This window comes from Colwellia sp. 20A7 (genome assembly GCF_009832865.1).
Taxonomy (GTDB): Bacteria; Pseudomonadota; Gammaproteobacteria; order Enterobacterales; family Alteromonadaceae; genus Colwellia.
Genome location: NZ_CP047130.1, coordinates 1,701,162 through 1,712,607, shown reverse-complemented (window position 1 = coordinate 1,712,607; position 11,446 = coordinate 1,701,162). Strand labels below are relative to the sequence as shown.

The 11,446-nt window shown below is 36.9% G+C and carries 8 protein-coding genes and 1 pseudogene; 1 reads left to right on the top strand and 8 read right to left on the bottom strand.

Going from position 1 to position 11,446, the window contains the following annotated elements:
* Window positions 1-2: 2 nt before the first annotated feature.
* Window positions 3-1,184, bottom strand: a complete 1,182-nt coding sequence (locus tag GQS55_RS07385) for an efflux RND transporter periplasmic adaptor subunit (protein ID WP_159819337.1) — start codon at window positions 1,182-1,184, stop codon at window positions 3-5.
* Between the two features lie 131 nt (window positions 1,185-1,315).
* Between GQS55_RS07385 and GQS55_RS07380 the strand changes: the two genes are divergently transcribed.
* The gene (locus GQS55_RS07380) at window positions 1,316-2,254 is read left to right on the top strand and encodes a LysR family transcriptional regulator (RefSeq protein WP_159819335.1); all 939 of its coding nucleotides are present in this window, start codon (window positions 1,316-1,318) and stop codon (window positions 2,252-2,254) included.
* 270 nt (window positions 2,255-2,524) lie between these two features.
* Here GQS55_RS07380 and purT read toward each other — a convergent pair whose 3' ends face one another.
* The 7 genes and pseudogenes from purT to GQS55_RS07345 form a co-directional block, all read right to left on the bottom strand.
* Window positions 2,525-3,700 carry a formate-dependent phosphoribosylglycinamide formyltransferase gene (gene purT, locus GQS55_RS07375; protein WP_159819333.1) on the bottom strand — a complete coding sequence of 392 codons (1,176 nt, stop codon included), beginning with the start codon at window positions 3,698-3,700 and terminating at the stop codon, window positions 2,525-2,527.
* Between the two features lie 275 nt (window positions 3,701-3,975).
* Window positions 3,976-5,145: pseudogene (locus GQS55_RS07370) on the bottom strand (IS3 family transposase).
* Window positions 5,146-5,326: 181 nt separating this feature from the next.
* The gene (locus GQS55_RS07365; protein ID WP_159819331.1) at window positions 5,327-5,542 is read right to left on the bottom strand and encodes a hypothetical protein; all 216 of its coding nucleotides are present in this window, start codon (window positions 5,540-5,542) and stop codon (window positions 5,327-5,329) included.
* Between the two features lie 258 nt (window positions 5,543-5,800).
* Window positions 5,801-7,996 (bottom strand): cytochrome c3 family protein, encoded by a 2,196-nt coding sequence (locus GQS55_RS07360; protein ID WP_236559790.1) that lies wholly within the window; start codon window positions 7,994-7,996, stop codon window positions 5,801-5,803.
* A gap of 414 nt (window positions 7,997-8,410) precedes the next feature.
* Window positions 8,411-9,094, bottom strand: coding sequence for a LutC/YkgG family protein (locus GQS55_RS07355; RefSeq protein WP_159819329.1), 684 nt, complete (start codon window positions 9,092-9,094; stop codon window positions 8,411-8,413).
* A gap of 3 nt (window positions 9,095-9,097) precedes the next feature.
* On the bottom strand, window positions 9,098-10,522 hold the full coding sequence (locus tag GQS55_RS07350) for a lactate utilization protein B (protein WP_159819327.1): 1,425 nt from the start codon (window positions 10,520-10,522) through the stop codon (window positions 9,098-9,100).
* Window positions 10,512-11,336: a (Fe-S)-binding protein gene (locus tag GQS55_RS07345; protein WP_159819325.1), complete on the bottom strand. Its 825-nt coding sequence runs from the start codon at window positions 11,334-11,336 to the stop codon at window positions 10,512-10,514. Before GQS55_RS07345 ends, GQS55_RS07350 begins: the two co-directional genes overlap by 11 nt.
* Window positions 11,337-11,446 lie beyond the last annotated feature (110 nt).

Sequence of the window (11,446 nt, the reverse complement as noted above, 5' to 3'; positions counted from 1 at the left end):
TCTTACTCTTGTGACGTTAGCTGTGCCGTTAAATTGGCATCAGCAATAGGTAATAAAGTAAAAGTAACACCTGTACTATCAAGTATTATAGTGTTTGGGGAAATAGGCATACCTGGACCAACTCGAGCAGGACCATTCACGGCAATAACATCAGTTGCAACTAAACCAGCGTTAATCGCTCTGTAGCTGCCGTAAAGTTCACCGACTTGTATTGCTTTATATTCTAGAATATTGTTTTCGCCTACCGTTAAAACAAAACGGTTTTTTAAATCAGTACCAATAGCGCGATCAGGCACAATAATTTTATCACTTATACCATTAGCCGCTAATTTAATGCGAGCAAATGAACCGGCTCTAAGTTGACTTTGATTTTCGTTAAATACAGCTCTTACACGTAACGTGCCTGTTGCTGAGTCAATCTGATTATCAATAAAATCAATGTGACCTTTAAAGGCAAAATCATCCTGTCCAACTTTTTGCATGACAACTTGCTGTTTATCAGTAGCGGTAACATCAGAAAATGATCTATTCCATGTACGCTCATCTACGTCAAAATAAGCATACATTGCTTTATCTGACACAATACTTGTAAGCACACTTTGTCCTGCAATAACGTTATTACCTTTAGTAATACTGGCACGAGAGATTATTCCATCAATTGGCGAACGAATAGCGGTAAACTCTAATTCAAGTTTTGCAGCGATTAACTGTGCCTGTAAAGCATCAAGTTGTGCTTGGCGTTGACGTAAGGTTGATGTACGTGATTCAGCTTGCTCTGTTGATATAGCTTTACGTTCAGTTAAGCGTATAGCGCGTTTTTCTTCGCTTTTTGCTTGCTCTAATGCCGCTTCAGCACTATCTTTTTGCGCTTCTAAACTAGCAACGATAGCCAAGAAAGGACGGTCATCTAATTGAAAAAGTAGATCACCCTGTTTAACTTTTTCACCTTCATTAAAGGCGATATGCTCTATAACACCAGACACACGTGGCTTTAAAGCCACTTGTTCAGGTGCTTCTAAGCGTGTGGTATAGGTGTGCCAATTTTGTACAGGTTTAACAATAACGTTTGCAACATCAATCGATTGTAATGGCGCCTGTTGTTTTTGTGCGTTCGGCTCTGGTGAGCAACCGGCTAGTGTTAAGATAGCAATAGTAATAACTATTGAGATTAGATGTTTGTTCATGTTAACTCCTATGGTGATGTGGCCGCAATTTTATGTAATTTGTTTAGTGACAAAAAGAATAGTTTTTACATTTGATTAGTGCCAAAATGGCAACAATAGAGTTAAATCGTGATAATCAGTGGGGATAACTAATGGACACAACGAGTCGATTATTAATGTTACTTGAAGTGGTAGAGCAAGGTTCTTTTATCAGAGCAGCTGAAATACGCAATATAGATCGTTCCGTTATTTCCAAACAAATTAACCGTTTAGAAGATGAGTTAGGCGTAAGACTACTTAATAGGACCACACGTTCATTCTCATTAACCGCTGCTGGCTCTGAAATGATAAAAAAAGCAACAGAATTACGAACGCTACTCGGTGACACAGTACGTATTGCAGAGAACTTTCATTTAGAGCCACAAGGGTTACTTAGAATTACCTCAAGTACTTTATTTGGTAAGCGTTACTTACAACCAGTGATTAATGATTTTCAAAAGCGTTTTCCACAAGTAGAAGTTGAATTGAATTTAAGTGATCGCTTAATGGATATTGTCTCAGAAGGGTTTGATTTAGCTTTTCGCGTAGGCGAGCCCAAAGATTCGTCACTAATTGCCCGCCAAATTGCTCGAAATCGTTTATTAATACTGGCAACACCCGAGTTTATTAAAAATTATGGTATGCCTAATACCATGGAGGATTTAGCTAAACTACCCGCAGCGACCTATGCTGGTGCATCTTATAGAATTGACCGTGTGCAGTATTATGATGAACACGATAAGCTACAAGAACAGAAACTTAAAAGTGTATATAGAGCTAATGATCCTGAAGTACTACTGATGAAAACACTTTCAGGTACTACTTTTATTATTGCGCCTGCTTTTATACTCGCTAACGAAATAATGGAGGGAGAATTAGTTCCTTTATTGACTAATATAAAACTAATACAGTTCGGGGCAATTTATGCCTATTATCCCCACCGAGATCTTCCTGTTAGAACAAGGTTATTTTTTGATGCGGTACGTGAATATATTGGCAAAGAAACACCAGTTTGGGAACAGGCGATTCCAAATTTTGAAGATATGTATTAAAAATAACAAAATATTATTTTAATGCCCTAGCTCACTCATCGATAAAGATGTAACCCATTGGAATTATTTAGGGTACAGCAATGACTCTAACATAAACATCAGGCATCAGAGATAGAGATAGAGATAGAGATAGAGATAGAGATAATGTTCAAGAATAGCAAGCTTTCTAGCCATTCATATAAACATTACCCTATCAGAATATCGTTATTCTCATTAAATTCATCGCTGATAAAATAACGGTAAATATTAAGAGAATTATAGCGCTTTACTTTAAAAGTCTACTTTAACCTTAGTTGCAGTATCCACTGCTATCTCAATAGCTTTTTCAATAGATTCTGCACGCTTTAAAATAACACCTAAGCGACGTCGTCCATCAATTTCAGGTTTACCAAATAGACGAACTTGTGTTTGAGGCTGAGCTAATGCATCTTCAAGACCTGAAAAACGAATATCTTTTGAGGTACCTTCTCGCAAAATAACCGCTGAAGCACTTGGGCCATACTGCTCTATTTGATGAATAGGCAAGCCTAAAATCGCACGAGCATGCAAAGCAAATTCAGATAAATCTTGTGAAATAAGAGTAACTAATCCGGTATCATGTGGGCGTGGTGATACTTCACTAAAAATAACCTTATCACCTTTAATAAATAGCTCAACACCAAATAAACCGCGACCACCTAAAGCTTCAACGACACTTTTAGCCATTTGTTGTGCTTTTTCAATAGCTAAATCAGACATAACGGCTGGCTGCCATGACTCACGATAATCGCCGTCTTCTTGACGATGACCAATAGGAGCACAATAATGTATGCCATCTTTAGCATTAATCGTTAATAACGTTATTTCATAATCAAAATCAACAAAACCTTCGATGATAACTTTACCTTTACCAGCACGACCGCCTTCTTGTGCATATTTCCAAGCAGTTTCAATATCATCATTTGAGCGAATTAGTGATTGACCTTTACCCGACGAACTCATAATAGGTTTAACAACACACGGTATGCCTATTTGTTCAATACCGGCGGTAAACTCTTCATACGTAGCAGCAAATATATATGCTGAAGTAGCTAGCCCTAACGTTTCAGCCGCTAAACATCGAATACCTTCTCTGTTCATTGTTAATTGTGTTGCTCTAGCACTTGGCACAACATTGAAGCCTTCTTGCTCAAGCTCAGCTAAAGTGTCTGTAGCAATAGCTTCAATCTCAGGAACAATAAAATGAGGACGCTCTTTTTCAACTAATGCGCGTAGCGCATCACCATCAAGCATGTTAACAACATAGCTTCGATGAGCTACTTGCATACCAGGCGCATTGGCATAGCGATCAACACCAATAACTTCAACACCTAAGCGTTGTAACTCAATAACCACTTCTTTACCTAATTCTCCGCAACCTAACATCATTACTTTTGTTGCCGAAGCTGAACAAGCTGTACCTAACATTAATACCTCAAATATTTATAATAAGTTAATTGAAAAAGATCATAACTGAAGTTATGCATTCACCCTAGTGAAAATGTATAACTTAATACTAAAGATAATAATAAAATAATGTAAAGCCAGCAAGGTAAGTTTAGAATATGAACAAGCGTAGTAGCTTGTGTTTAATTTGATGAGAATTATTGAAGGTGAATTATATTATAGTTGTGCTCTCCCCTAAAATATCACTCTTTAGTTAGCTAACTCATGACCTGGTCAAGTAAATTCAGACACCCTAGTTAAGCTACTTTTTCTAACTCATTAATTTTCAATTCAAAATCATTAGGGCTTTGATACCCTAAGTAAGAGTGTAGTCGGTTACTGTTGTACCACATGGTTATGTAATTCATTATATCTTGTTGAGCTTCATAGCGTGTTTCATAATTTTTCCAGTGGACACGCTCTTGCTTTAGGCTGCCAAAGAAGCTTTCGGCAACGGCATTATCCCAACAGCAACCCTTCTTACTCATACTACCAATAAAGCCATTGTTATTGAGTAATTGTCTATACTGGTGGCTTGCGTATTGAACACCTTGATCGGAATGAACAATAAGTCCTTTCTCAGGGCTTCTTTGCCAAATAGCCATTGTTAGTGCATCACAGACAAGTTGAGCTTTCATTCTCGACCCCATGCTCCAACCAACAACTTTACGAGAGTACAAGTCAATAACAACGGCTAAATAGAGCCAACCTTCTGCTGTCCAAATGTAAGTAATATCACCGACAAATGCTTGATTTGCTTGCTCTGTGGTAAAGTTTTGTTCAAGTTCATTTTTATAAAGTGGCTTATTATGATCACTATTAGTAGTGACTTTATATTTCTTTTTATAGCGAACCCAAACATTTGCCTCTTTCATTAATTTGGCTACTTTCCATCGACTGATAGGAAAAACTCAAAGCATTCAGTACCGCTTTAATACGCCTTTCGCCATAAGTATTGTCACTGAATTTGGCTATATCCTTTACTAACTCAATCATTTCTTGATGTGTTGCATCATTTGTTTTATTTGTATTACGTTTCTGATAACTATAATAATTATTAGTTTTCACACCCAATACGCGGCACATTAATACCACCGACCAGATCTTCTTATGATGGGTAATAAACGAATATTTTACTTCGTTTCTTTTGCAAAGAAGACCGTCGCTTTTTTTAATATATCGCGCTCCATTTCTAGGCGTTTGACTTGCGCTTTTAATTGACGATTTTCTTCTTGATCGGGTGTCAGTTTTCCATTACCTCGAAAAGCTTGACCATCTTCATTTTCAGCTTCTTTGATCCAGCGGCCGAGCATTTGATTTCCAATCCCTAGATTCCTGCTAGCTTCAGAAATACTAATGTTTTGATCTCTGACTAAAGAGATAGCATCAAGTTTAAATTCCTTGGAATATTTTTTACGTGTTGTCATTTTCATTCTCCGATTAAGTTCATTATTCCTTAACTGGGGTAGTCGAATCAATTAAACCACGTCATCACATGATTTACGTTGGTTTGTTGAAGGTAAATCATGTAATTGAAACAGATAGAGCTATAGCAAAGTTTGAGTTATTTAACCGCTAGCCTCCCCTTAACAGCTCAAATAAAAAAAGCTATTTCTTTACGGGGATCTCTTCAAGTAATTTGATGATCGTATGGCTTTTGTTTAATTGTGCTAAGTCAATAAGATAGCTTTTTTCAATATCAAGCATAGGTTCGTTTGGTAGTAACTCTTTTACCAGTTGGTCTTCACCATTAACTATAGCGGTTTTTAAGGCCGCAAAATTGGCTATCCCTGGTTTATTTCTATCGGTATTATCAGATCCCATAAGTCGTACTCCATTAAATAATTCAAGAATGAAATTCAAGCATAGTCTTATGACCAAAAATTACCAGTGGTATATAGGATAAATATAACCATAATGCATTTATTAGCTTATTTACTACAATGGCAAGTTATTTCTGTTGTTTATCATGCCATACTTTTATTTTGCTAGCTTACTGAATTGAATTAGACTTTTTGAATACTAGTTGTAAACTTGAGGCGAAACATATTGTGCGCCTCTCAAAAAATCTATAGGCGATTATTAATTATTAATAAACCAATTATAATCAGCTCTCGAATTAAGCTTCTGTGATAGATACAAACCTAGCTCTTTAAGCTGTGAATTATTTTGGTAGTTTGGAAATAATGCTTTTAGCTTAACTAATGCATCCTGACTTTGTCCTGCACCATCTAATGCGAGAATATAAGTATAAGCATATTCTGGGTTACTTGGCATAAGCTGCATAGATTTTTCAAACAGAGGTAATCCTTTGTCTAAGCGTTTTTGACGAACAAAGTGTAATCCATAGGAATAATGTAAAGCAGCTGACTTAGGGTTGAGTTTAATACCTTTTGAAAGTACTGACGCTACTTGAAATGTCTTCTGTTGAGAGCGATATATATCAGCTAAGTTGATATAGCCCGTATCAAAATAAGGCTCTATTTTAATCGCCTTTTTGAAGGCCTCTTCAGCCTCTGTTTTTCTATTCATTTCTAGCGCTAATATGCCTTTATTTGCCATGCCTTCACCACGCCAACTATTAACATCATTAGAAATAATTAACTCTTTAAATGCCTTATCAAAAAGGGTTTTATTAAGAAAAAGTACATCACCAGACAATAGGCTACGAGCAGCCGCAACTCTTATCGACTTATATTTATCTTTTAATAAAGGACTTAGTTGATTAACTCTGTCCGATGGTGACAATAAAGTTGCAACACTTGCAGCACTTAACCTTATTAATGCTTCCTTATGAGATAAGTACGGCTCCAACTCAGCTACACTAATTGTAGTTGTGGTGTAACTTAGTAATTGAATAGCAGAAGCTCGGCTCATAATATCAAGTTGCTCATCAGCCATAATAGACAAATGCTGCACTAACGAAATACCTTGTCCGCTATTTAAAATCATCAACAAATGCTTACTTGAGAGAATAGCTTTAGGCTTACCGTGCCACTTTTCTAAACTAGTACTTGCCCATTCGTTAGACTTGTCTTCATGGCATTGTACACAAGCGTTAGGCGTGTCGAACGTTTCAGATAAATGAGGACGAGGAATTTTGAAGCTATGATCTCTTCTATCATCAACGCCCATATAGGTAGTTTCAGGCATGTGACAATTTACACATTGAGCACCTGTTGAGCTTTCTTCATGTTGATGATGTTTTTTAACATTATAAACTTCACCGCCATGACATTGTAAACATAAACCATTACCCTCAACTTTTAGTTTCATCGTATGTTTATCATGACAATCTAAACAATTAACACCTTCTTTATACATTTTACTTTGTAAAAAAGAGCCATAAACATATACTTCTTCTTTAATTTGACCATCAGCATAATAGTTAGGGCTAGCGGTAAAATTAGGTGTAAATTGATCTAAAAATGGGGTGTTTGCTTTAAAGCCGTCGATTAATGGGGCTCTAAGTGAATGACACGCAAAACAATTGTCCATAAAATCGTTATTACGTTCGCCACCTTCCCAATGAGCTGTTTTATCGCCTATGCTTCGTAACCATCGACCTGTAGGATGATTGATTGATGTAACGCTATCACGTACCTCTGCTTTCTTTGGTGTTTTCATATGGTCGGTCATATCACCATGGCAAGATAAGCAACCTACATTGATGTTATCAAATTCAGTTTTGAAGGTGTTATCTTGACCATCATAGTTTCTAACCAGCCCATCCGAATGACAATCTGCGCACATGCCGTTCCAATTTTGTAAAGGCTGACGCCAATGTAGTCTATCTTCTGGACGAATTTCTTCATGACTATAGTTGTGATACCAACGCTGTCCACCTTGTTCTTTATCTCTAGCATCCCAAGCAAAAGGCAGTACGTGTAGCTTTCCTGGCGCAGTTTCAACTAAATATTGTTGTAATGGCGTATAGCCAAAAGTATATTTTATTGGGTACGTGTCAACGTTATCGTCATAAGAAACAGTGACTTGATAATGGTTATCTTTAATAAAGAAGTGAGCTTTTTGACCATAATGCTCAATATCTACACCTGAAAAATCACCAACTACCGTTGTGCTATCAGCAACAGACATAGCTTTTGCGTGATCAGAATGTCCCCACTCTTGCTCTGACTGAGCATGGCATGAAGTACAGGTTTGATTTGAAATAGGCGCTTTTTTCTGGAAATCATGTCCACTAACTTCAGCTGACTGTACTGAAGTAACAGATAAAAATAAAAAACAAAAAAAACTTACTACATATTTAATATTCAAATGATATTTACCTTAAAACTTACTTTATTAAATTAACTTCGTAATAATTTTTTATTATACGGCTTAATGTTCAGAAAAACGTGCTCTAATTATTGCTTATTGAGTTTCCAATGTTGAGATATCATACTGATAAAGTAAGCTAAAATTTTATAAAAGTATTAAATAGTTCAACATCCTTTCATTTCGGCCAGTTCTTTAAGCTTTTATCACTATTTAGATCTAGTCAGTCACCACTGTACAATAATTAGACTGAAACTATAAATATTCTTTATCTTGCCTCATAAATTATATTATTTATCGCCTCCCTTTTGCCTAAATATTTTTATCGTCAAATATCAGTAACTGACTTATTTCCAGCAAGAAGCAAATGAGGTAGCCATCAACAAATAATAACTCACATTATTCAATCTGATTTTACTCATCTTCAACAATAATAATATGCAAAACTTCAGGTCCGTGAGCACCTTTCACTAACACACCTTCAATATCTGTTGTACCACTAACGCCTGATATTAAACACATATTTCGTGGCGTTTGTTTTTTCTTAGCAATTTCATTTGCGATAAGCGCGTAGTCATCCATGTAGTGAAGTATTTTTGACTTAGGAATAACAGCAATTAAATATAACGAAAGAAAATTCAATAAAATGGGCATTTCAGGGCTTGAGTGAGCAACAAATGAGCCCGTTTCCGCAACACCATATTCAGCCAAACATAGCCCTACTGTGTTATCTTTTTCAATATCTACGTCTATCGTAATGCCTTCCCAATCCAACGTATTGAGTTGTTCAACACCTTGCACTTTAAGTTCAGGCGGTAAATCATTTACATCAAAAAACTTTTTAACTGCATTAGGTAAAGTATCAAGCGTTGAAATTTTCTCGCATGTTGTACCAATTACTAAACCTGCTTCAATTCTTAACATTAACGCTTCTGTAGCGTCTGCAGACATTAATTGAGGACGCGCAAATTCACTTTCTTTTAAAAGCTCAAGCGCTTCATCTTCAATAGTTTTAACATCGGCTGTAACTGTTGGTTTTGCAGCTTGAATAGCACTAAATATTTTTTCTCTGCTCATATCACTTATTTGTTTATTCATGATTTACGATCCACCACTATTCGATTTTTTCATTTTTTTATATTGATGCATAAACGTTGTTGTTTCTGGTTCAATCAAGTCTCGGTTGCGTGTCCAACCTGAGGTAAATGGCATGTATTTGATCCAGCCATTACGACTGAAGGCTTTCATAAAAATAAGACTGCAAGATGAGAACAGTTGAAACAGTTGAGGTCTTTTAGCTAGAACACCGAAAAATTTAACAACAAAGCGATTGGTTAAAGGTTCATACTTTTTCTCCCACGATTGTGCGCGCAGCGAGCGTAATAATTTAGGCAGAGGAATATTAACAGGACAAACATCTTCACAACGGCCGTTCATGGTACAAGCATGAGTTTGCTTATTGGCGACTTCAAGGCTTTGTAAATGAGGCGTAAGTACCGAGCCCATAGGCCCAGGATATACAGAGCCATAAGCATGTCCGCCAATATGTTTGTATACCACACAATGATTCATACAAGCTCCACAGCGAATACAGCGCAGCATTTCTTCCATGCCTTCTGCCAGCATTTTTGTTCGGCCGTTATCCACTAATACAATGTGACATTCTTGGGGTCCATCTGCATCGTTCTTTCTTTTTGGACCATTATGAAAAGTTATATATTGCGTTATATCTGCACCCGTAGCGGAGCGCGTTAATAAACGTAATAAAGGAATAGCATGTGCCATTGATGGTACGAGCTTTTCTATACCAGCAGTCACTATATGTACTTTAGGTGGCGTGATTGTAAGTTCAGCATTACCTTCGTTAGTTACCGTACAAGTTGAGCCACTGTCGGCAAGTAAGAAATTAGAGCCACTAATACCAATATCAGATGTTAAAAACTTAGTACGTAAATCTCGTCGAGCACTTCTTACCAAATCGGTAATTTCTTCAGAGTAAGTTGGGTCAGTATGAAACTCTCTAAAAAGCTTAACAACGTCTTCCCTACTTCTGTGCATAGCTGGCCAAATGATATGAGATGGCGGATCGCCTGCAAGTTGAATGATATGTTCGGCAAGATCGGTTTCAATTCGCTCCATGTCTGAATTATCAAAAGCATGGGTTAAGCCAATTTCTTCACCCAACATTGATTTACTGCGAGTCACTTTTTTTGCTTTGTGCTCGCGACATATATCTAACACAATTTTTGAAGCTTCTTCAGCAGTACTCGCCCAATGAACAATAGTTCCTTGAGCTAGCGCATTCTTTTCAAATTCAGCTAAATAATGATCCATATACTTAATGGTATGGTCTTTAACTTTTTGTCCCTGCGTTCTCGCCTTTTCAAACTCAGGAAAGTTTGCAATGGCATCAGAACGTTTTGCTTCTGCTTTGTCGGTTGTGCGTCTGATGATCATTTTCAAATCAGGTTGCGCTAAAGCCTCAGTAACATTTTGAGCGAAGTTTTCAGGTTTATTAGCTTGCATCGTTAGCTCCTAAAATCTTTGGCGCTAAACCAGCCAAAACTTCAGCCGTATGCAATGCTGTTATTTTTTTATTGCCTTCTCTGTTAAGTTTACCGGCTATGTTCATTAAACAGCCCATATCGCCACCAAGAAGATAATCAGCATCGGCAGCAACAACATTCTCTACTTTTTCGCTAACAATGGCATTCGAAATGTCTGAGTATTTAACACAAAATGTTCCGCCAAAACCACAACATTCAGAATGACCATTTAATGGTTTAGATTCTAAACCTTTCACCTTTGCTAGCATTGCTCTCGGCTGTTCGTAAACATTAAGCGAGCGGTAGCCAGAGCAACTATCGTGATAAGTAAAGGTACCATCAAGCTCAATACCCTTAGGGGTGAAATGACATACATCGACTAAAAAAGAAAGTAACTCATGAGTTCTATCGGCTAAATGCTGAGCTCTTGCTTGCCATTCTGGCTGCTCTTTAAACACTTCTATAAAATTATTTTTGATCATTGATGCACATGAACCCGAAGGCAAAACAACATAATCAAATTCTTCAAACTGCTCAATAATTTGATAAGCAATTTGACGTGTTCCTTCATCATCACCTGAATTGAATGCGGGTTGTCCACAACACGACTGAGCGGTTGGCACTTCAACGGTACATCCTGCTTGCTCAAGTAGAGTGATTGAAGCAAAACCAACTGAAGGACGCATTGTATTTACCAAACAGGTAACAAATAGCCCAACTCTCTTCTCGGAAATATTTAAACATTCAATCGTATTTGATTGACTCGCGTCAGTGTAATTATTTTTGTCAGACATTTACTCGCCCTTATTCTACGAAGGTGATTTTGAATATAAATATCATATCCAGATGTAAGCTATTAACTAAGAAATAAACATAATGACTGTTGTAGCCCTATGTGATTTAT

Coding starts and splice junctions, on each gene's coding strand:
- GQS55_RS07385 (WP_159819337.1), bottom strand. CDS start 1,184: ATGAACAAACATCTAATCTCAATAGTTATTACTATTGCTATCTTAACA.
- GQS55_RS07350 (WP_159819327.1), bottom strand. CDS start 10,522: ATGCAAGCTAATAAACCTGAAAACTTCGCTCAAAATGTTACTGAGGCT.
- purT (WP_159819333.1), bottom strand. CDS start 3,700: ATGTTAGGTACAGCTTGTTCAGCTTCGGCAACAAAAGTAATGATGTTA.
- GQS55_RS07380 (WP_159819335.1), top strand. CDS start 1,316: ATGGACACAACGAGTCGATTATTAATGTTACTTGAAGTGGTAGAGCAA.
- GQS55_RS07345 (WP_159819325.1), bottom strand. CDS start 11,336: ATGTCTGACAAAAATAATTACACTGACGCGAGTCAATCAAATACGATT.
- GQS55_RS07355 (WP_159819329.1), bottom strand. CDS start 9,094: ATGAATAAACAAATAAGTGATATGAGCAGAGAAAAAATATTTAGTGCT.
- GQS55_RS07365 (WP_159819331.1), bottom strand. CDS start 5,542: ATGGGATCTGATAATACCGATAGAAATAAACCAGGGATAGCCAATTTT.